General features: G+C 67.8%; 17 protein-coding genes. 9 read left to right on the forward strand and 8 right to left on the reverse strand.

From position 1 onward, the window contains the following. Positions 1 to 72 precede the first annotated feature (72 nt). From rplI to rpsF, 4 genes are all read right to left on the reverse strand, one after another. Complete coding sequence (gene rplI / locus PGH47_RS21340) at positions 73 to 519, reverse strand: 50S ribosomal protein L9 (RefSeq protein ID WP_030953359.1); 447 nt, start codon at positions 517 to 519, stop codon at positions 73 to 75. Positions 520 to 537: 18 nt separating this feature from the next. Further along, positions 538 to 774 (reverse strand): 30S ribosomal protein S18, encoded by a 237-nt coding sequence (gene rpsR / locus PGH47_RS21345; protein ID WP_003949403.1) that lies wholly within the window; start codon positions 772 to 774, stop codon positions 538 to 540. A gap of 57 nt (positions 775 to 831) precedes the next feature. Continuing rightward, on the reverse strand, positions 832 to 1,431 hold the full coding sequence (locus tag PGH47_RS21350) for a single-stranded DNA-binding protein (RefSeq protein WP_271664762.1): 600 nt from the start codon (positions 1,429 to 1,431) through the stop codon (positions 832 to 834). 80 nt (positions 1,432 to 1,511) lie between these two features. Continuing rightward, positions 1,512 to 1,802 (reverse strand): 30S ribosomal protein S6, encoded by a 291-nt coding sequence (rpsF, locus tag PGH47_RS21355; RefSeq protein WP_010353482.1) that lies wholly within the window; start codon positions 1,800 to 1,802, stop codon positions 1,512 to 1,514. Positions 1,803 to 2,065: 263 nt separating this feature from the next. Between rpsF and PGH47_RS21360 the strand changes: the two genes are divergently transcribed. The 3 genes from PGH47_RS21360 to PGH47_RS21370 all read left to right on the forward strand — a co-directional run bounded on the left by PGH47_RS21360 (position 2,066) and on the right by PGH47_RS21370 (position 4,837). After that, a complete protein-coding gene (locus PGH47_RS21360) occupies positions 2,066 to 2,371 on the forward strand; it encodes a hypothetical protein (RefSeq protein ID WP_269641936.1) in 306 nt (101 codons plus the stop codon). 217 nt (positions 2,372 to 2,588) lie between these two features. Continuing rightward, complete coding sequence (femX, locus tag PGH47_RS21365) at positions 2,589 to 3,707, forward strand: peptidoglycan bridge formation glycyltransferase FemX (protein WP_030951926.1); 1,119 nt, start codon at positions 2,589 to 2,591, stop codon at positions 3,705 to 3,707. 98 nt (positions 3,708 to 3,805) lie between these two features. Then, entirely contained in the window at positions 3,806 to 4,837 is a 1,032-nt protein-coding gene (locus PGH47_RS21370; protein WP_107904986.1) for an alanine racemase, read from the forward strand. Between the two features lie 148 nt (positions 4,838 to 4,985). On the opposite strand, the gene PGH47_RS21375 is transcribed toward PGH47_RS21370, so the two are convergent. The 3 genes from PGH47_RS21375 to PGH47_RS21385 all read right to left on the reverse strand — a co-directional run bounded on the left by PGH47_RS21375 (position 4,986) and on the right by PGH47_RS21385 (position 10,756). Next, positions 4,986 to 6,488: a glycosyltransferase family 87 protein gene (locus PGH47_RS21375; RefSeq protein ID WP_271664763.1), complete on the reverse strand. Its 1,503-nt coding sequence runs from the start codon at positions 6,486 to 6,488 to the stop codon at positions 4,986 to 4,988. A gap of 389 nt (positions 6,489 to 6,877) precedes the next feature. Beyond that, positions 6,878 to 7,246 (reverse strand): hypothetical protein, encoded by a 369-nt coding sequence (locus PGH47_RS21380; RefSeq protein ID WP_271664764.1) that lies wholly within the window; start codon positions 7,244 to 7,246, stop codon positions 6,878 to 6,880. 885 nt (positions 7,247 to 8,131) lie between these two features. Further along, positions 8,132 to 10,756 carry a transglycosylase domain-containing protein gene (locus PGH47_RS21385; RefSeq protein ID WP_271664765.1) on the reverse strand — a complete coding sequence of 875 codons (2,625 nt, stop codon included), beginning with the start codon at positions 10,754 to 10,756 and terminating at the stop codon, positions 8,132 to 8,134. A gap of 351 nt (positions 10,757 to 11,107) precedes the next feature. Between PGH47_RS21385 and PGH47_RS21390 the strand changes: the two genes are divergently transcribed. From PGH47_RS21390 to PGH47_RS21405, 4 genes are all read left to right on the forward strand, one after another. Next, on the forward strand, positions 11,108 to 11,791 hold the full coding sequence (locus tag PGH47_RS21390; protein WP_107904984.1) for a PadR family transcriptional regulator: 684 nt from the start codon (positions 11,108 to 11,110) through the stop codon (positions 11,789 to 11,791). Between the two features lie 43 nt (positions 11,792 to 11,834). Continuing rightward, positions 11,835 to 12,917, forward strand: coding sequence for an inositol-3-phosphate synthase (locus tag PGH47_RS21395; protein WP_271664766.1), 1,083 nt, complete (start codon positions 11,835 to 11,837; stop codon positions 12,915 to 12,917). Positions 12,918 to 13,012: 95 nt separating this feature from the next. After that, entirely contained in the window at positions 13,013 to 14,290 is a 1,278-nt protein-coding gene (locus PGH47_RS21400) for an MFS transporter (protein ID WP_271664767.1), read from the forward strand. Between the two features lie 111 nt (positions 14,291 to 14,401). Next, positions 14,402 to 14,899 (forward strand): LppU/SCO3897 family protein, encoded by a 498-nt coding sequence (locus PGH47_RS21405; RefSeq protein WP_185843776.1) that lies wholly within the window; start codon positions 14,402 to 14,404, stop codon positions 14,897 to 14,899. 103 nt (positions 14,900 to 15,002) lie between these two features. On the opposite strand, the gene PGH47_RS21410 is transcribed toward PGH47_RS21405, so the two are convergent. Further along, the gene (locus PGH47_RS21410; protein WP_271664768.1) at positions 15,003 to 16,445 is read right to left on the reverse strand and encodes a CCA tRNA nucleotidyltransferase; all 1,443 of its coding nucleotides are present in this window, start codon (positions 16,443 to 16,445) and stop codon (positions 15,003 to 15,005) included. A 277-nt stretch (positions 16,446 to 16,722) separates the two neighbouring features. Here PGH47_RS21410 and PGH47_RS21415 point away from each other — a divergent pair, with 277 nt between their 5' ends. Beyond that, positions 16,723 to 19,131, forward strand: a complete 2,409-nt coding sequence (locus tag PGH47_RS21415) for a DUF6049 family protein (RefSeq protein ID WP_271664769.1) — start codon at positions 16,723 to 16,725, stop codon at positions 19,129 to 19,131. Between the two features lie 45 nt (positions 19,132 to 19,176). Beyond that, positions 19,177 to 21,426 (forward strand): murein biosynthesis integral membrane protein MurJ, encoded by a 2,250-nt coding sequence (gene murJ, locus PGH47_RS21420; protein WP_271664770.1) that lies wholly within the window; start codon positions 19,177 to 19,179, stop codon positions 21,424 to 21,426. The last annotated feature ends 113 nt before the right edge of the window (positions 21,427 to 21,539 follow it).

Below are 21,539 nucleotides of genomic sequence, written 5' to 3' on the forward strand. Positions count from 1 at the left end.
GCTGCGCAATGAAGGGGCCGTACCTCAACAGGTACGGCCCCTTCATTCAGCTGTTCAAGCCGAGCGCAGCGATCAGGCCGCGATGACCTCGATGTTGACCTTGGCGGCAACCTCGGGGTGCAGACGCACGGACGTCTCGTGGGCGCCCAGGGTCTTGATCGGGGAGCCCAGCTCGATGCGGCGCTTGTCGACCTCGGGGCCACCGGCGGCCTTGATCGCCGAAGCGATGTCAGCCGGGGTAACGGAACCGAAGAGACGACCGGCGTCGCCGGAGCGGACGGCCAGACGAACCTTGACGGCCTCGAGCTGGCCCTTGATCTGGTTGGCCTGCTCGATGGTCTGGATCTCGTGGATCTTGCGAGCGCGACGGATCTGCTCGACGTCCTTCTCGCCACCCTTGGTCCAGCGGATAGCGAACTTCCGCGGGATCAGGTAGTTGCGAGCGTAACCGTCCTTGACGTCGACGACGTCGCCCGCGGCACCGAGGCCGGAGACCTCGTGGGTGAGGATGATCTTCATTGTTCGGTCACCCTTCCCTTATCGCGCGGTGGAGGTGTAGGGCAGCAGCGCCATCTCACGGCTGTTCTTGACGGCCGTGGCGACGTCACGCTGGTGCTGCGTGCAGTTGCCGGTCACGCGGCGGGCACGGATCTTGCCGCGGTCGGAAATGAACTTCCGCAGCATGTTCGTGTCCTTGTAGTCCACGTACGTGACCTTGTCCTTGCAGAAAGCGCAGACCTTCTTCTTCGGCTTGCGCACAGGCGGCTTCGCCATGGTGTTTCTCCTGTGTGATCAAGAAGTTTGGGTACGGCCCGCCCCAGACCCGAGGGTCTAGAAGGGGGGCTCGTCCGAGTAGCCGCCGCCCTGCTGGCCGCCGCCGGAGTTTCCACCCCAGCCGCCGCCACCGCCGCCGCCCTGGTTGCCACCGGCGGGAGCGCCGGTCGCCCACGGGTCGTCGGCAGGAGCACCGCCGCCGCCCTGCTGGCCGCCGCCGGAGTTTCCACCCCAGCCGCCGCCACCCTGGCCGCCACCGCCGCCGTAACCACCCTGGCCACTACGGGCGCCACCGGAGGTCTTGGTGACCTTCGCCGTGGCGTTCCGCAGGCTGGCGCCCACTTCCTCGACGTCCAGCTCGTAGACCGTGCGCTTGACGCCCTCACGGTCCTCGTAGGACCGCTGCTTCAGCCGGCCCTGCACGATGACGCGCATGCCTCGCTGGAGCGACTCGGCGACGTTCTCCGCCGCCTGACGCCAGACCGAGCAGGTCAGGAACAGGCTCTCGCCGTCCTTCCACTCGTTCGTCTGACGGTCGAAGGTGCGGGGGGTGGACGCGACACGGAACTTCGCGACCGCCGCACCGGAAGGGGTGAAGCGCAGCTCGGGGTCGTCGACAAGATTGCCGACGACCGTGATGACGGTCTCGCCTGCCATGGGGAACCTCTCGGCGGGTTTGCTGCTCTGGCTGCTTGGTTGCTGCTACTCGAATCCCGAGATCAGCTGAGCGGGAGAGCTCAGTGGGTCTCGGGGCGGAGGACCTTGGTCCGGAGGACCGACTCGTTCAGGTTCATCTGGCGGTCGAGCTCCTTGACGATCGCAGGCTCGGCCTGCAGATCGATGACCGAGTAGATGCCCTCGGGCTTCTTCTTGATCTCGTACGAGAGACGACGACGGCCCCAGGTGTCGACCTTCTCGACCTTGCCGTTGCCCTCACGGACAACGGAGAGGAAGTTCTCGATCAGGGGGGCGACAGCGCGCTCCTCCAGATCGGGGTCGAGGATGACCATCACCTCGTAGTGACGCATGTGGAACCCACCTCCTTTGGACTCAGCGGCCACGGTCGTTCCGTGGCAGGAGGGTTGTGATGCGTACGCAACGGTATCGGCGGGCACTGACAATCAGGGTGACCTCGCGGTTTCCCTGAGCTGGCCCGGGCAGACATCGGTGCAGACGGTACACAGTACCCGCACACCTGCTTCCGGTTGAAATCCGGCCGCCGTCGCCCACAATCTGTACACATCGGGTGTGTATGGCGCTACGATGCGCCGTCTTCCGCAGGAGGTGCCCTATGGCACAGGCATTGCGACCCAACACCGTCGGAGGCCTCTTCGCCACGGACGGAAAGCCCCATCCCATCCAGGACACCCTGCTCGTGGTGACCCTGGTGCTCGGTATCACCTCGTTCATCACGGCACAGTTCGACTTCCTGCACCTGCTCAGCTCCTGGACGGGTCTGGTGGGCATCCTCGCCGGCGCGTACGGCCAGTGGATCTCGGAGACGACCCGTGAGCGCTTCGGCCTGATCGTGGGTCTCGGCGCCTCCGGAGTCGGCTTCTTCCTCGGCATGGCGCACGGCGGGCTCTTCGGCGTCTGACGTCGGGGGCAATGCCCTTCCCGCACCGGCCGGGGGGATCGTCTCCCGAACACCGGTAGAACAGCGCATAGAACACTCTCGAACGCCTCGGCGGCGCGGAAGCCGGGGCGAAGCTGCCGTACGCCCAGTCGGGGCGCTCCAAAGGCGCAGTAGGCTTCGGCGCGAGAGCCGGAGCCCCTGTACCCATGGGGACACACCAGCCCGAGGAGCGCCCCGAATGAGCCTGACCCTGAGGACGATCAGTCGCGAGCAGCATCTGGCCTACATCCAGAGCCTGCCCGCGGCCAGCCACATGCAGGTCCCGGCCTGGGCTGACGTCAAGGCTGAGTGGCGTTCGGAGAGCCTCGGATGGTTCGACAGGAGCGGCGAGCTGGTCGGCGCGGGTCTCGTCCTCTACCGCCAGCTGCCCAAGATCAAGCGCTACCTCGCCTATCTGCCCGAGGGCCCGGTCATCAACTGGTTCACGCCGAATCTGACCGAGTGGCTGGAACCGATGCTCGCGCACCTCAAGCAGCAGGGCGCCTTCTCCGTGAAGATGGGCCCGCCGGTGATCATCCGGCGCTGGGAGGCCACCTCCATCAAGGCGGGCATCCAGAACCCCGACGTGAAGCGGCTGCGTGACATCGAGGCCGACTTCATCGAGCCGCGCGCCTTCGAGGTCGCCGACAAGCTGCGTCGTATGGGCTGGCAGCAGGGCGAGGACGGCGGGGCCGGCTTCGGCGACGTGCAGCCCCGCTACGTCTACCAGGTGCCCCTGGCCAACCGGTCCCTGGAAGAGGTCCACAAGAACTTCAACCAGCTGTGGCGACGCAACATCAAGAAGGCCGAGAAGGCCGGCGTCGAGGTCGTCCAGGGCGGTTACCAGGACCTTGAGGAATGGCAGCGCCTGTACGAGATCACGGCCGTGCGCGATCACTTCCGGCCGCGTCCGCTGTCGTACTTCCAGCGCATGTGGACGGCCCTCAACACCGAGGACCCCAACCGCATGCGGCTGTACTTCGCCCGCCACAACGGTGTGAACCTGTCGGCGGCGACGATGCTGATCGTCGGCGGGCACGTCTGGTACTCCTACGGCGCCTCCGACAACATCGGCCGTGAGGTCCGGCCCTCGAACGCGATGCAGTGGCGGATGCTGCGCGACGCCTACGCGCTCGGCGCCACCGTCTACGACCTGCGCGGCATCTCCGACTCGCTGGACGAGACCGACCACCTCTTCGGCCTGATCCAGTTCAAGGTGGGCACGGGCGGCCAGGCCGCCGAGTACCTCGGCGAGTGGGACTTCCCGCTGAACAAGCTGCTCCACAAGGCGCTGGACATCTACATGTCGCGTCGCTGACCTTGCGTTCTCTGCTTCGATACCGTCAACAGCTGCACCGTCGATAGCTTCCATATCTCTGATACACCGCAGCCACCAGAAAGGTTCCAGGTCCGGCCATGGCGCTCACGCTCTACGTCGACACCGCGCGCTGGCGGGCGCACCACAAGCACGTGCAGGAGCAGTTCCCGGGCCTCGTCCCGGTCTGCAAGGGCAACGGCTACGGGTTCGGGCACGAGCGGCTGGCGGAAGAGGCCACACGGCTGGGCTCGGACATACTCGCCGTCGGCACGACGTACGAGGCCGCGCGCATCAAGGACTACTTCGGTGGTGACCTCCTGGTGCTGACGCCGTACCGGCGCGGCGAGGAGCCCGTCCCGCTGCCGGACCGGGTCATCCGCTCGGTGTCGTCGGTGGACGGCGTGTACGGCCTGGTGGGCGCCCGTGTCGTCATCGAGGTCATGTCCTCGATGAAGCGGCACGGTGTGAACGAGCACGACCTGCCGCAGTTGCACTCCGCCATAGAGAACGTCCGGCTGGAGGGCTTCGCCATCCACCTGCCGCTGGACCGCACCGACGGCTCCGACGCCGTCGAGGAGGTCATCGGCTGGATGGACCGGCTGCGTGCGGCCCGGCTGCCGCTGCACACGATGTTCGTCAGCCACCTCAAGGCCGAGGAACTCGCCCGTCTCCAGCAGCAGTTCCCGCAGACCCGCTTCCGCGCCCGCATCGGCACCCGGCTGTGGTTGGGAGACCACGACGCCACCGAGTACCGCGGCGCCGTCCTGGACGTCACGCGTGTCTCCAAGGGCGACCGCTTCGGCTACCGGCAGCAGAAGGCGGCCTCTGACGGCTTCCTGGTGGTCGTGGCGGGCGGTACGTCGCACGGGGTGGGTCTGGAGGCCCCGAAGGCCCTCCACGGCGTCATGCCGCGCGCCAAGGGCGTCGCACGGGCCGGCCTCGCCACGGTCAACCGGAACCTCGCTCCCTTCGTGTGGGGAGGCAAGCAGCGCTGGTTCGCGGAGCCGCCGCACATGCAGGTCTCGATCCTTTTCGTCCCGTCGGACGCCCCGGAACCGAAGGTCGGCGACGAGCTGGTCGCCCATCTGCGGCACACCACCACGCAGTTCGACCGCATCGTCGACCGCTGATCCCAGCGCCGCTCGGCGACTGACCGCCGCCGGCTGCCAACGCCGTAACCACGAAAGGCCGTACACGGACTCCTCCGTGTACGGCCCTTTCGCTGTCTGTCCCGCCCCGTGCAGGGCCTTCGGCGTGGCTCTCACGAGCCCCGTTCGCTCAGAGCGAACTGCCGGCGGCCCCGCGGTTGCCCCATTCCACTTGCGGCCCCTCGAAGTGCGCCGCATGCCGCGGTGGATGGGTCGGGGCGCCGAGGACGAACACGTCCTCGGCCTTGTCGAGGACGCCGCCCGAGGGGTCGTCCTCACCGGTACGCCGCACCGGATCGCGCTCCGGCATGAGGATGTCCCGCACGATGACGGCGCACAGGTACAGCGTGCCGAGAAGATGCGCGCCGATGGCCCAGTGGTAGCCGTCCGGCGGCAGGCCCTTGTGAGCGTCTCCGCTGGTCGTGTACGCGAGGTACAGCCAGATTCCGAGGAAGTAGGCGACCTCGCAGGCCTGCCAGATGAGGATGTCCCGCCACCTCGGCCGGGCCAGGACGGCCAGCGGCACCAGCCAGAGGACGTACTGCGGCGAGTAGACCTTGTTGGTGAGGATGAACGCGGCGACGATCAGGAAGGCCAGCTGGGCGAAGCGCGGGCGCCTGGGCGCGGTGAGCGTGAGCACGGCGACGCCGGCGCAGCACAGCAGCATCAGCAGCGTGGCCAGCGTGTTGACGGACTCGGTGCTCAGCGGGTCGTCGGAGTTCTGGGCCAGGATCAGCCAGAAGGATCCGAAGTCGACGCCGCGCTCCTGGCTGAACCGGTAGAACTGCGACCAGCCGTCCCAGGCGAGCAGCATCACCGGAAGGTTCACCACCAGCCAGGCGACCACGGTGCCGCCCAGCGCCTTGCCGAAGTCCCGCCACTTGCCGGCACGCCAGCACAGGACGAACAACGGGCCCAGCAGGAACACGGGATAGAGCTTCGCGGCCGTGGCGAGGCCCAGGAGGATCCCGAAGGCGAGGGAACGGCCTCGGGACCACATCAGCATCGCCGCGGCCGTCAGAGCGACGGCCAGCAGGTCCCAGTTAATGGTCGCGGTCAGCGCGAAGGCGGGCGCCAGGGCGACCATCAGGCCGTCCCAGGGGCGTCGGATGTGCGTACGGCTCACGCAGACGGCGATGACAGCCGCGCACGCCATCAGCATCCCGGCGTTGACCATCCAGTACCACTGCTCCTGGTCCTGGATGCTGCCGCTGCCCGGCGTGAGCCAGGAGGCGACCTCCATGAAGACTCCGGTCAGCACCGGGTACTCGAGGTACTCCATGTCGCCGGGGAGCTTGTCGAAGTACGGCACGAGCCCGTCGGCGAAGCCGCGCCCCTGAAAGAGGTGCGGGATGTCCGAGTAGCAGGCGTGTGTGTACTGCGAGCTGGCGCCGAAGAACCAGGCACCGTTGTAGCAGGGCGCCTTCTGGACCAGCCCGAGGGCGAACATGCCGATCGCCACGAGGGCGACGATCCGCACGGGGGTCCACCAGGACGTCCCGAGGAGGGCACGCCGTCCGATGGGGCCACCGATCAGCTCGCTCCCGTTCGCGGCGACCTCGTCCTCCTTGGTCGGCCGCACCACCGGGTCGGGCTCGTGCACGCTCGTGGGCGTCGTCTCTGCACTGGGCATGGGGCACATCCTGCCGTACGTGCCTTTGGGCGAGGTGTCAGGACGGCCGTAGAGCACTTGAACCGCTGGCGAAGGGGTTCGCACTCGCATAAGGCACACTTCATGACAAGTTAGAACTGTGCATGCCCTCAGTGACACCGAGAAGCAGCATCAACTTCACGGAATGCGCTTTCGTCAGGAGGGCCGCGGATCGCACCCTTGGACCACGCACGGCGATGCCCGGCCAACAGCTGGCCGGGCACGAGTCCGAGAGCACCGCACCAACCGTGTCCGGCCGGCATCAGGTGATCTGCCGCCACTCACCCGCGGACAGAGACCCGCTCCCCGATCCTGTCGCGCAGGAGGGGAGCCACCTGCCGAGGCCGGTCGGGCTACGGGGCCGCGCCGGATCAGTACCAGTTGTAGTCGGTGCAGTACGTGATCTGGTTGTCTCCCTCATAAACTGCGGCCTGGACAGCGAATCCCGCGGTGGTGGCCGGAGAGTAGGCCGAGGTCGACCAACCCTTCGAGGTGCCGTTACCGTCGTAAAGGGCACGCCACGGGTAGTAGGTGTGGGGACCACCTACGCTGAGAGAGACGAAGCGGATCCGCACATGGTGGCCGTCAGCCTTGGTGTCAGCCACCGAGAGGTACACGGACGGGTAGTTGTGGGAGCCGGCGGTGTAACCCTCGACGTTGACGGTCCCGCTGACACCCGTGGCGGTGCACCCGGCGACCGCGGCATACGCAGGGCTGCTCCCCTGACCAACCAGAATCACGCCCGTGAGTGCAGCGGTGGAGACCAAGGCCCGGGAGCGGTTACGCCATCTCATTGTCATTGCCCTCACTCATGCTCATGCCATCGGTTCTGGCAGCCGTTTCAGAGCACCTTAAAGATCTTGCAATGTCTTGTACAGATCAATCCAAGCTATCCAGGGCTTCAGCCCCTGCCAAAGGGATTCGTGGACGAACGACGGCAGCGGAACAGTCAGGCGGCCGACGATCGCGGCTGCCTACGGAGAAACACACGCCCCCAGCTCTGCTGCCCCGCCTGGATCCCCGGTCAGCCGTCACAGCACACGTCGCCAGCCAGCCGGCTGCCGTCCGCCAGAAATGCTGCGACGGCACGGCCTTCGCGGGTCCGCGCCGCCGTCCTCGCGGCGGCGGATGCCTCCGACAACATCAGCTGGACTGTGTCGGTCGATACCACAGACGCCCGGGCGCACCAGTCGCTGCCGGATCCCTCAAGAGCAACAGGCCGCCTGGTCTGTGACCGTCGGCACAGCCCCTGGCACAGCGGGCCAAGCCGGTGACGCGCACGTCTTGAGACAGTAAAGGCCCGCTCCGGATGCCGAAACCCGGTCCCTCCCGGGCCTGGACCCACCCCGCCGTGATCCCGTCGACCCCGCCTGTTCATCCCACGCGATCCGAGGCCACCTGCGCCGCCGACAGATCCGCGCGGTTATCGCGCGGCCGTCGGACCAGATCAGTCGGCGTCCGCCGCAGGGCCGACGAGGTGGAAGCGGGCCCGGCTTCGCTGCAGGAGTCCGATCAAGCTGTGGCGCCCCTTGGCCACAGCCGACAGACTCTCACTTCGCCTACCGGGTCGCATTCCACCTCACCTCCATCCTCCCCTGGACACGGCGCTGAGCAAGGGACAGAACCTAGCCCGTCGAACCTCCGAAGATGCCTCCGTTGCCGTTGGCATTACCTCCGGTGTTGTCCGTCTCTGTTTCCGTTGGCGTCGGTGACGAGGTCGTCCCCCCGTCCGAACCGCCGTTCTGTCCACCGTTGCTGTTGTCGCACTGCCAGTCGAACTCGCTGCATGTGCCGGTGGGCGTAGGTGTCGGCGAGGTCTCCGTCTCCGACGGCGTCGGGGTCGGGGTGGGACTCTCCTCGACCGACTCGGTGGGCGAGGGCGCCACGCTGGGCGTGGGCGTCTCCTCGATGATCTCCCCGAGGGGCTCCGCCGGCGGGAACTCCTCGTAGTCGATGCCCTTCATGGCCTCGGCCATGTAGTCCTTCCAGACCTGCGCCGGAATGTCACCACCATGGATGGAGGTGACGCCACCGGTGCCGTTCATGGAAAGCAGCTTGCCCTTGCCCGGGTCCGTCCGGAACAGCGTGACGGCTGTGGACAGCTCCCTCGTGTAGCCGACGAACCACGCCGACTTGTTCTCGTCGGTCGTACCCGTCTTGCCGGCCACCGGGAACCCGATGTCCGCGACCTTCTTGCCGGTGCCGTTCTTGACCACGTTCTGCAGGACGTCCGTCACGTTGTTCGCGACGTTCTCGTCCATGGCGATCTGCTTTTCCGGCTTCTCGAATCCTTCGAGGGGCTCGCCGTCCTTGAGGACCTTCGTGACCGAGTACGGCTCGAAGTGCTCGCCCGACGCGGCGAACGAGCCGTACGCGTCGGCCATGCGGATGGCGCTGGGGGTCGAGGTACCGAGCGAGAAGGAGACGTTCCTGATGTTGGCCTTGTCGAAGAAGCCGGATGAGATACCCATCTTCTTCGCCATCTCCTGTGTCTTGGACAGGCCCACGTCGATGCCCAGCTGAGCGAACGGGCTGTTGATGGACTGCTCCATGGCCTTCTTGAGCGTCACCTCGCCCCAGGCCGTGGTGCCCTCGTTCTTCTGCCGGAACGGCTTTCCCTTGTCCATGATCGGGTCGCCGTTCTGGTCCTTGATCTCCAGAAGGTCGTTGCCGTTGTACTTGGCCAGCGGCGAGAGCGGCTCAGGGGATGTCTGGTAGGTCCCGTACTGCATCGCGGAAGCCAGCACGATGGGCTTCCAGGTCGAGCCGACCGGCACACCCAGAGTGTTGGCGTTGTTGGAGTAGTGCCCCTTGTCGTAGCCCTCGCCGCCGTACAGCGCGACGATCGCTCCGGACTTGGGATCGACCGACGCCCCGCCGAACTGGACGTACTTGTCCTTCTCCCGCTTCTTGGCGTTGAGGAAGCTCTTGCGCGTCTTCTCGACGGCCGCCGCCATCTGGTTGACCTTCTCCTTGTCGAAGGTCGTGTAGATCCGGTAGCCGCCCTTCTCCAGGTCCTCGGGAGAGAGACCTGCCTTCTTGGCGACGTACTCCTTGGCGATGTCGATCAGATAGCCGGACTGCCCGGAGAGGTTCGAGTTCTGCTTCTTCAGCGTGGGGAACTCGCCGACCTTGGCCCGGTCCGCCGGCGTCAGCCGTCCGACCTCGACCATGCGGTCGAGGATCCACGACCAGCGGTCCTTGGCCCGCTTGGTGTTCTGCTCCGCAGAAGCGTTCGCTCCCACACCCCCGTCGGGGTTGTAGAAGTTCGGGCCCTTCAGGACGGAGGCCAGGAAGGCGCACTGCGTGGTGGTGAGCTTCGTGGCGTCCACGCCGAAGTAGGCCTGCGCCGCCGCCTGGATGCCGTAGGCGTTACGGCCGTAGTAGGCGGTGTTGAGGTAGCCGGCAAGGATCTCGTCCTTGGACAGCTTCTGGCCGACCTTGATGGAGATGAACAGTTCCTTGAACTTACGGGTGACTGTCTGCTCCTGGCTCAGGTAGGTGTTCTTGACGAACTGCTGGGTGATCGTCGAACCACCCTGCGTCTCGCCGCCCTTCGCCATGTTGAGGAGAGCACGCCCGATGCCCGCCGGGTCGATGCCCTTGTCGTCGTAGAAGGACGCGTTCTCGGCGGAGACCACCGCGTCCTTCATCTCCCGCGGGATCTCGGCATCGCTCACGAGCTGGCGGTTCGTCTGACCGCCGGTCGCCGCCATCTGCTTGCCGTTGGACCAGTAGAAGACGTTGTTCTGCGCCAGGGCCGTGTCCTGGGCCTTCGGGATCCCGACCATGGCGTACCCGATGCCCGCGGCCGCGATCAGCCCGCCCATGAACGCCAGGAAGGCTCCCGTGACGAGGCGCCACGAAGGCGTCCAGCGCGCGAGGCCGTCCTTGCCGGCGCGGGGATAGTCGATGAACCGCTTGTTGGGCGGCGGTGCCGCCCGCCCTCTGCCCCGCCCGGGCCCGCTCGGCCCACCCGGGGCGCCGCGGCGGCCGCCTCTGCCCGGTTCGGGCGCCTTGCGCCGGCCACCGGCGCTCCTCTGGGCCGCGCGTCGTGCTTCGGCGCGGCCGCCGTACTCACGTTCCTCGCTTACCGCACCGGTGGAACCCGACCCGTACGAGTCGGTGGGAGATCCGGTGGCGCCTCGCGGTGCCGCTCGGCGGCCGGCGGACGAGCCGGCCTGGCCGCGTCGGGCCGCGGCACGTCCGCCTCCCTGCGGCTGCGGCGGTTTGCGACGGTGCTCGCTCATCGAACGACTACTCCTTGGACAGGCGCACCCCTGGGCGCCTGGCAACGGCGGCGGTTTTCCGGTCCCCCCGGAGTACGGATGTGGCCGGTTCCTCATTCACCCGTACTGCACCAAGGATGACGACGCCCTCAGGCGTCACTCGGTTCCCGGTGCTGTGCATGGCGCACAGACTACGCACCGTCAAAGTCCTCCTAGCCCCGAACTTCACCCCAAATCAGGCAACTCGCTCCACATGAATCGTTGATGTGATCCCGTTCACCGTTCCCCCACTTGTCGCGGCCGGAAGGCCGTTCTATCGTCTTGATGTATCGAGTCGATACATCAGCGCGACATAAGACGAGGAGGCGAGGGGTGAGCCGACGTTCCGGGATCCTCGAGTTCGCCGTACTCGGACTGCTGCGCGAGTCCCCGATGCACGGCTATGAGCTGCGCAAACGACTCAATACGTCACTGGGCGTGTTCCGTGCGTTCAGCTACGGAACGCTCTATCCCTGCCTCAAGACGCTGGTCGCCAACGGCTGGTTGATCGAGGAACCGGGGAACACCACCGAAGACGCGCTCGCCGCACCCCTCGCGGGCCGTCGCGCCAAGATCGTCTATCGATTGACGGCGGAAGGTAAGGAGCACTTCGAGGAGTTGCTCTCCCAGACCGGACCCGACGCGTACGAGGACGAGCATTTCGCTGCCCGATTTGCCTTCTTCGGACGCACACCCCAGGACGTGCGCATGCGCGTGCTGGAGGGCCGTCGCAGTCGGCTGGAGGAGCGCCTGGAAAAGATGAGCGCCTCTCTGGCGCGCACCCGGGAACGCCTCGACGACTACACGCTCGAGCTCCAGCGCCACGGGATGGAGTCCGTGGAGCGCGAAGTGCGCTGGCTGAACGAGCTCATCGAGAGCGAGCGGGCCGGACGGGACCTGAGGGGTTCCGCCTCCGGGGGGCCCGACTCGCAGGACAACACCACTGGAGCGCCGGGCGGCCTGCCCCGGCCGGGGGACGACCTCCGGCCGGATACGCCCGGCGACACCGCCACGTGAGATCCACTCAGGAACTCACTCGTACACACAGGGAGCAACCGGAATGGGTTCGGTTCGCGTAGCCATCGTCGGCGTGGGCAACTGTGCCGCGTCGCTGGTTCAGGGAGTCGAGTACTACAAGGACGCCGACCCGGCGTCGAAGGTCCCCGGCCTGATGCACGTGCAGTTCGGCGACTACCACGTCAGCGACGTCGAGTTCGTCGCCGCGTTCGATGTCGACGCGAAGAAGGTCGGCCTCGACCTCGCGGACGCCATCGGCGCGAGCGAGAACAACACGATCAAGATCTGCGACGTGCCCCGTTCCGGCGTGACCGTCCAGCGCGGTCACACCCACGACGGTCTCGGCAAGTACTACCGCGAGACCATCGAGGAGTCCGCCGAGGCCCCGGTCGACATCGTCCAGGTCCTCAAGGACAAGCAGGTCGACGTTCTCGTCTGCTACCTGCCCGTCGGTTCCGAGGACGCGGCGAAGTTCTACGCCCAGTGCGCCATCGACGCCAAGGTCGCCTTCGTCAACGCCCTGCCGGTCTTCATCGCCGGTACGAAGGAGTGGGCCGACAAGTTCACCGAGGCCGGCGTCCCGATCGTCGGCGACGACATCAAGTCCCAGGTCGGCGCCACCATCACGCACCGCGTCATGGCGAAGCTGTTCGAGGACCGCGGTGTCGTCCTGGACCGCACGATGCAGCTGAACGTCGGCGGCAACATGGACTTCAAGAACATGCTCGAGCGGGACCGCCTCGAGTCCAAGAAGATCTCCAAGACGCAGGCCGTCACCTCGCAGATCCCCGACCGGGAGCTCGGCGAGAAGAACGTCCACATCGGCCCGTCCGACTACGTCGCCTGGCTCGACGACCGCAAGTGGGCCTACGTCCGCCTCGAGGGCCGTGCCTTCGGTGACGTCCCGCTGAACCTGGAGTACAAGCTCGAGGTCTGGGACTCCCCGAACTCCGCCGGCGTCATCATCGACGCGCTGCGCGCCGCGAAGATCGCCAAGGACCGCGGCATCGGCGGCCCGATCCTGTCGGCGTCCAGCTACTTCATGAAGTCCCCGCCGGTCCAGTACTTCGACGACGAGGCCCGCGAGAACGTCGAGAAGTTCATCAAGGGCGAGGTCGAGCGCTAAGCAGACGGAGCCGCACCAGAACGCTCCTGCCAGGGCCGTGGAGGGTCCCCGGGTTGTACCGCCCGGGGACCCTCCCGTATGTGAGGCTGTGCCTCATGTCCGTCGTACGCGATCTGCGGGTCCTGCTGCGCTTCCGCGACTTCCGGCGCCTGCTCGTCGTACGCCTGCTCTCACAGGGCGCCGACGGCGTCTACCAGACCGCGCTCGCCACGTACGTCGTCTTCTCCCCGGAGAAGCAGACGTCGGCCACCGCGATCGCCTCCGCCATGGCGGTACTGCTCCTGCCGTACTCCCTGGTGGGCCCGTTCTCCGGCGTACTGCTGGACCGCTGGCGCCGCCGCCAGGTCCTGCTGTACGGCAGCCTGCTGCGCACCCTGCTGGCCTCGGCGACCGCCGCCCTGATCGTCACCGAGGTCCCGGACTGGCTGTTCTACGTCTCCGCGCTGTGCGTCACCGCCGTCAACCGCTTCGTCCTGTCAGGTCTGTCCGCGGCGCTGCCACGCGTGGTCGACGAAGAGCGGCTTGTCATCGCCAACTCCCTTTCCCCGACCGCCGGGACGCTCGCCGCGACCACGGGAGCCGGCCTGGCCTTCGTCGTACGGCTGGTGGTCTGGGACTCCGATGCCGCCGTGGTGCTGCTGGGAGCGGCCCTGTATCTGTGCGCCGGGCTGGCCGCGCTGCGCATGGCGCCGGAACTGCTCGGTCCCGATCGCGAGTTGGTGCAGCCACGTCTCGCGACGGCTCTCTCCGGCACCACACGCGACCTGGCGGCGGCCGTACGCCACCTCGCCGCTCCGCCGCGCCGAGAAGCCGCCTGGGCGCTGTTCACGATGACGCTGATGCGCTTCTGCTACGGCGCTCTGCTGGTCATGGTGCTGATGCTGTGTCGGTACGCCTTCTCCACCACCGCCGATGACGGACTCGCCCTGCTTGGGCTGGCGTTGGCCATCTCCGGCGCCGGCTTCTTCGCGGCGGCGGTGGTGACTCCCTGGGCCGCCTCGCGACTCGGTCCCGGCCGCTGGATCGCCACGTGCGCGGGTGCCGCCGCCGTGCTGGTGTCCGCGCTCGGGCTGCCCTTCGCCACAACTCCCATGCTGGTGGCGGCATTCGTGCTGGGCCTGACGACGCAGGGCGCGAAGATCTCGACGGACACGATCGTGCAGTCCTCGGTCGAGGACGGCTTCCGTGGCCGGACCTTTTCGGTCTACGACGTGCTGTTCAACGTCGCGTTCGTCGGAGCGGCCGGAGTTGCCGCGCTGATACTGCCTCCGGACGGCCGTTCTGCCCCGCTCATTGTCACAGTCGCCGTTATCTACGCGGCAGTTGCGGTGGCTATGGCCCGCTTTGAGTATCGGTCTGTGTCACATCAATGACACAGAGGCATTCCCGAGTACTGAGTTGTCAGTGGGGCCCGGTAACTTACGTCCGTCTTACATCGCGCCAATGTTCGCGATCACGCACCCATGTTCTAGGGGGACCCCCAAGTGACGACTCCGCCGCCGCAGGGCAATCCATTCGCGCAGGGCCAGAACCCGTACGCCCAGGGCCAGCCGCCCCAGGGCCAGGCCCCGTACCCGCAGCAGCCGGGCCAGCCGGGCTTCCCGCAGGGTGGGGCGCCCTACGCACCGGTTCCCCCGGAGCAGCCGCGCCGCAAGGTCAGCTTCAAGACGATCAAGAACGTCCTCGTCGGCGTGGGTGTCGTGACTGCGATCGTCGTCGGCTACATAGCCAGCCTGGACGACGCGGACCAGGCGAAGGTCGGCGACTGCCTGAAGTCCGCCTCCTCGTCATCCTCGAGCGATGAGATGGAGGTCGTGGACTGCTCTTCCTCGGAGGCGGAGGCCAAGGTCCTCAAGAAGGTCGACGGCACCTACACCTCATTCACCGCCGAGACGGAGTGCCGCAAGGTCAGCGGCGCCACGAGCTTCTACGCCCAGACCGGCGATGGCGACAACTTCGTGCTGTGCCTCTCGGACGTCTGATCTGAGCTCTCCACGCACTGAGGGGCGATGTTTCACGTGAAACATCGCCCCTCGGCGTATCCAGGCGGGCACGTTTCACGTGAAACATGCCGCGCCCCGGAGCTCAGCCCTGCGCGGCCCACCACTCCTTGAGCGCCGCCACCGCATCGTCATGCTCCATCGGCCCATGCTCCAGCCGAAGCTCCAGCATGTGCTTGTACGCGTTGCCGATCACCGGTCCCGGGCCGACTCCGAGGATCTCCATGATCTGGTTGCCGTCGAGGTCGGGGCGGATGGAGTCGAGCTCCTCCTGCTCCTGGAGTTGAGCGATGCGCTCCTCCAGGCCGTCGTAGGCGCGGGACAGCGCTGCTGCCTTGCGTTTGTTGCGGGTCGTGCAGTCCGAGCGGGTCAGCTTGTGCAGGCGGTCCAGGAGCGGGCCGGCGTCGCGGACGTAGCGGCGGACGGCGGAGTCCGTCCACTCACCGGTGCCGTAGCCGTGGAAGCGCAGGTGGAGTTCGACCAGACGTGAGACGTCCTTCACCAGCTCGTTGGAGTACTTGAGCGCCGTCATGCGCTTCTTCGTCATCTTCGCGCCGACCACCTCGTGGTGGTGGAACGAGACCCGACCGTCCCCCTCGAAGCGACGCGTGCGCGGCTTGCCGATGTCGTGCAGCAGGGCAGCCAGCCGGAGGGTCAGGTCGGGACCGTTCTCCTCCAGCGCCATCGCCTGCTCCAGGACGATCAGCGTGTGCTCGTAGACGTCCTTGTGACGGTGATGCTCGTCGCTCTCGAGCCGCAGCGCCGGCAGCTCGGGGAAGACCCGCTCGGCGAGCCCGGTGTCGACCAGCAGCGTCAGACCCTTGCGGGGGTGGGCGGAGAGGATCAGCTTGTTCAGCTCGTCCCGCACCCGCTCCGCCGAGACGATCTCGATCCGCTCGCTCATCTCCTTCATGGCCGTCACCACCTCGGGGGCCACTTCGAAGTCGAGCTGGGCCGCGAAGCGCGCCGCGCGCATCATGCGCAGCGGATCGTCGGAGAAGGACGCCTCCGGCGTACCCGGGGTCCGCAGGACCCGCGCCGCAAGGTCCTCCAGCCCGCCGTGCGGGTCGACGAACTCCTTCTCCGGCAGGGCGACCGCCATCGCGTTGACCGTGAAGTCACGCCGGACGAGGTCCTCCTCGATCGAGTCGCCGTACGACACCTCGGGCTTGCGCGACGTCCGGTCGTACGCCTCCGAGCGGTAGGTCGTCACCTCGATCTGGTAGCCGTCCTTCTGAGCACCGACCGTGCCGAAGGCGATCCCGACCTCCCACACCGCGTCCGCCCAGGGGCGCACGATCTTCAGCACGTCCTGGGGACGGGCGTCGGTCGTGAAGTCCAGATCGTTGCCGAGCCGACCGAGGAGCGCGTCCCGGACCGATCCGCCGACGAGGGCGAGTGAGAACCCCGCGTCCTTGAAACGGCGGGCGAGGTCGTCGGCGACAGGCGCGACCCGCAGCAGTTCACTCACCGCGCGATGCTGCACCTGACTCAGGACACTGGACTTGTCTTCGTTGGCGTTCGGCACAACAGAAGAGGGTACGTGGCCCCGGCGCGCCCGGGCGCCTCCATTAAACGTGCACGAGGCGCGCACAGACGCCTCCGCCGATGCGCCCTGCGGGCTGCCGTCGCTACCTTTACGACTTGGTGACGGCCTTCCCTTTATAAAGACACATACGGGACAGGCCGGCGCCTCGGACCGATCTTGTGGGGCAGTCCGCGGCACTTCCCCTCAGCGCACATCGTTACCATGCGTGGACGCACATTCCGACGACCACTGACGACGACGAGGGACGGGCGAGCGCGTGGCCGAGGCGGCAGACTTCCAGGGGATGAGTCCCTCACCTGCCCGCCGCTGGTTGCGGCGCACCGGAGCACTGCTCGCCGGGGCGCCACTGCTGGCCGGCCTGCTCCAGCTGCCTGCCGCGGCGCCTTCGCACGCCGCCGGACAGGACTCCCTGAAGGCCGCTTCCGGCTCGGAAACCGTCGATGTCGCTGTGGACTCGCTCACTCCGACCGTTCCCGGCGAGGACGACACCATCACCGTGTCCGGCACGGTGACCAACAAGGGCAAGGAGACCGTCACCGACGCGCAGGTCGACCTGCGTCTCGGAGGCGCCCTGAACACCCGCTCGGCCATCGACGCGGTCGCCGGACGCACCGACTACCAGCAGGGGCTCGACGGCGCCCCGGTCGGCGGGAAGTACGTCAAGGAGTTCGCGAAGCTCACTCCGGGCGTCGCCCAGAACTTCAGCATCTCGGTGCCGGTCGACAAACTCGACCTCGGCGGCGAGGGCGTGTACCAGTTCGCCGTCTCCCTGTCCGGCGAGACGTCCTCGCAGGCCTGGGACCACGTGCTCGGCATCGAGCGGACGTTCCTGCCCTGGCAGCCGGACGGCGCCGACACGAAGACGAAGACGACGGTTCTGTGGCCGCTCGTCTCCACGTCCCACATGACGGCGCAGACGGGATCCGACGAGTCCCAGACGCCTGTCTTCCGTGACGACGACCTCGCCAAGGAGATCTCCCCGGGCGGGCGCCTCCAGCAGCTGCTGTCGCTCGGCAAGGATCTCGACGTCACCTGGGTGATCGACCCCGACCTGCTGGCCTCCGTGAGCGCGATGACGGAGAGCTACCGCGTCCAGGGCGAGGGAGACACGACCACGGCCGGCACCCATCAGGGAGCCGCCAATAGGTGGCTGTCCGAGCTCCAGGACGCGGTGCAGGACAAGGAGGTCGTCGCACTGCCCTTCGCCGACCCGGATCTGGCCTCCCTGGCACACAACGGCACGAACGTCACCGGCTCCCTGAGCCACCTCAAGGAAGCCACCGACGTCGCCTCGGACACCGTCGAGTCGGTGCTCCATGTCGTACCGACCACGGACTTCGCCTGGCCCGTGAACGGCGCCGTCGACCCGTCCATCGTCAAGGTCGCCACCTCCGCCGGCGCGGACAAGGTGATCGCCCGCAGCGACAGCCTGATCGAAACCGGCGGTCTGCCCTACACGCCCTCCGCGTCCCGCCCCATCGGCGGCGGCACGACGGCGGTCGTCGCCGACGCCCGGATGTCGACGGTGTTCCAGGGCAACCTGACACGGGCGTCGAGCTCGACGCTCGCCGTGCAGCGGTTCCTCGCCCAGAGCCTGGCGCTGAACCTCCAGTCCGACCGGCAGCGCAGCATCGTCGTCGCCCCGCAGCGGATGCCGTCGGCGAGCGAGGCCCAGGCGATGGCCGCGGCGGTGACGGCGCTTCAGGGCAGCTCCTGGTCCCAGCCCCAGGAACTCGCGGCGGCGGCCACGGCCAAGCCGGACTCCGGAGCCACCACGAAGGTCCCGTCCGCCGCCCGGTACCCCTCCTCGCTGCGCAAGCAGGAGCTGCCGCGCGCGGCCTTCGAGCAGATCGCGTCCACGCAGAACAAGCTCGACAACTTCAAGGTCATCCTCAGCGACCCGTCCCGCGTGGTGACCCCCTTCGGCCGGGCCATGAACCGCGAGATGTCCACGTCGTGGCGCGGTCGCTCGGCCGAGGCGGCCGACTTCCGCAACGGCGTCGAGGCGTACATCAACTCCCTCGCCGGCCAGGTCACGCTGATCGAGAAGTCCGAGATCAAGCTCTCGGGGCGCAGCGCCACGATCCCCGTGACCGTGCAGAACAACCTGGTCCAGGGCGTCGAGCACCTGGTGCTGCGGCTCACCTCCACGAGCCCGAGGCGTCTGGAGATCGGCGGCGATGCCTACTACGAGCAGTCCGTCTCGGTCTCCGGCGGACACAGCCAGACCGTGAAGTTCCCCACCTCGGCCCAGGCCAACGGCCAGGCCTCGGTGATCGCCCAGCTGTACACGGAGGACGGGCAGGCGTACGGCCAGCCCGTCAGGTTCGATGTGAAGGTCACCGAGTTCACGGCCACCGTGATGCTGGTCATCGGCGGCGGTTTCCTGCTGCTGGTCCTCGCCGGGTTCCGGATGTACACGCAGCGCAAGCGCGCCGCGGCCCGTGATGCGGACGAGGACGACTCCCGGGAGACGGGCGCGGAAGAAGCCGGTCCGGAGAACCCGGAAGGGCCCTCCGACCGTCTCACGCCCGAGGATGTTCTCAAGGAGGAGTCCCGCCCCGAGGACGGGGCAGACGCCCCGGAGCAGGCGAGTGACCCTTCAACGGACACCGCAGCGGAAAGCGCCGACCCGTCCGGCACGGGTGAGAGAGTGGACCGTTGAGCGATGTCGTGGCCGGTGGGCCAGGGACGATGAGGTGGGGTAGCCATGAACGCGCCGTACGACGGTGACCGCGGCCAGGCCGCGGGCAGCTCGGGGCACCCCGAGGGCCCGCCGCCCGAGCCCGGCCAGGTGCCGCCGCAACAGCCCGCGGACATGTACCTCCAGGACGCCTACGACCAGGACCCCTACCGGGGCCAGGAACTCTCCGCCCAGGACCCGGTCGCCGAGGCGCTGTACGACCGTGCCGCGCACCCGCCGCCCCCGCCGGGCACGTACCAGCCTCAGCAGCCTCTCTACTCCCAGCCGCCCCAGTCGCCGTACGCCCCCGACCCCAACGTGTGGGCCCAGACCCCGGCGCCCGAGCCGGAGGGTCCTACCCAGTACCTGCCGTACGGTGACGACCCCCGTACGACCCAGTACGTGGGCGTCGACGACCTCGTCTCGAATTCCGCCGGGGAACAGCAGGAGCACGACGCCTTCGCGCACCTCTTCCGCGACCAGCAGCAGGGCGGCCACCCGCAGTACCAGGCACAGCCCACCGTCCCGGCACCGTCCCCCGCGCCCGCCGCGGGCCTCACGCCGCCCGTGGGCCCCACGCCGCCCGCGGGGGCCGAGACGGCCTCGCCGGAGCCCGCCCCTGCCCCCGCCCCCACCGGGAAGAAGGGCGGCCGGGCCGGCGGTCTGCTGAAGTCGAGCGCAGTGATGGCCGCGGGGACGATGGTCTCCCGGCTCACCGGGTTCGTCCGGTCCATGCTGATCGTCTCGGCATTGGGCCTCGGCCTGCTCGGCGACTCCTTCCAGGTCGCCTACCAGCTGCCGACGATGATCTACATCCTGACCGTCGGCGGCGGCCTCAACTCCGTCTTCGTGCCGCAGCTCGTGCGTGCCATGAAGGACGACGAGGACGGCGGCGAGGCCTACGCGAACCGTCTGCTGACGCTGGTGATGGTGGCGCTCGCCGCCCTGACCGCGCTCGCCATGTACGCCGCACCGCTGCTCGTCAGCGCGCTGTCCACCAAGGTCGCCAACGACCCCGCCGCCAACGACGTCGCGGTCACCTTCACCCGTTACTTCCTGCCCTCGATCTTCTTCATGGGCGTCCACGTGGTGATGGGCCAGATCCTCAACGCGCGAGGCCGCTTCGGCGCGATGATGTGGACCCCGGTCCTGAACAACATCGTCATCATCGTGACGCTCGGCATGTTCCTGTGGGTGTACGGCACCGCCGAGCACTCCGGCATGTCGGTCACGAGCATCCCGCCGGAGGGCCAGCGGCTCCTCGGCATCGGTGTCCTGCTCGGTCTGGTCGTCCAGTCCCTTGCGATGATCCCGTATCTGCGCGAGACCGGTTTCCGGCTGCGGCTGCGCTTCGACTGGCGCGGTCACGGCCTCGGCAAGGCCGCCGTGCTCGCCAAGTGGACCATCCTGTTCGTCCTCGCCAACCAGGCGGGCGCGCTCGTGGTCACCCAGCTGTCCACGGCCGCCGGGATCGCCTCCGACGAGGACGGCACCGGCTTCGCCGCCTACGCCAACGCCCAGCTGATCTGGGGCCTGCCGCAGGCCATCATCACCGTGTCCCTGATGGCCGCCCTGCTGCCGCGCATCTCGCGTTCGGCCGCGGAGGACGACCCGGGCGCCGTACGCGACGACATCTCCCAGGGCCTGCGCACGACGGCCGTGGCGATCGTGCCGCTCGCCTTCGGCTTCGTGGCGCTCGGCATCCCGATGTGCACCCTGATGTTCGGCTCCTCGGGCACGAGCGAGGCCACCAACATGGGCTACATGCTGATGGCCTTCGGCCTCGGCCTGATCCCCTACTCGGTCCAGTACGTCGTGCTGCGCGCCTTCTACGCCTACGAGGACACCCGCACCCCCTTCTACAACACGGTCATCGTGGCCGCGTGCAACGCGGGCGCGTCGGTGCTCTGCTTCCTCGTGCTGCCGGCCCGCTGGGCCGTGGTCGGCATGGCCGCCTCGTACGGCCTGGCCTACGCGATCGGCGTCGGTGTCGCCTGGAGCCGGCTGCGCAAGCGGCTCGGCGGCGACCTCGACGGCACCCGGGTGATGCGGACGTACACCAGGCTCTGCATCGCCTCGGTGCCGGCGGCACTGCTGAGCGGCTTGGCCTGCTACGGAGTCACTCTGACGCTCGGCCAGGGCGCGCTGGGCTCCCTGGCCGCCCTGCTGGCCGGTGGAGCGGTACTGCTGGGCACCTTCTTCGTCGCCGCGCGCAGGATGCGCATCGACGAGCTCAACTCATTGGTCGGCATGGTTCGCGGGCGTCTGGGTCGCTGAACCGGGGTACGCGCACAACCATCGTCCGCCACCGTGTGTCGTGCATAGCGGCGGACTGTGGGCACAATTGGTTTCGGCGTCGGACGGCGCGCACGGGGTCCAACGGCGCGCAA

The sequence above is a fragment of the Streptomyces sp. HUAS 31 genome (assembly GCF_028198125.1).
Classification (GTDB): domain Bacteria; phylum Actinomycetota; class Actinomycetes; order Streptomycetales; family Streptomycetaceae; genus Streptomyces; species Streptomyces chartreusis.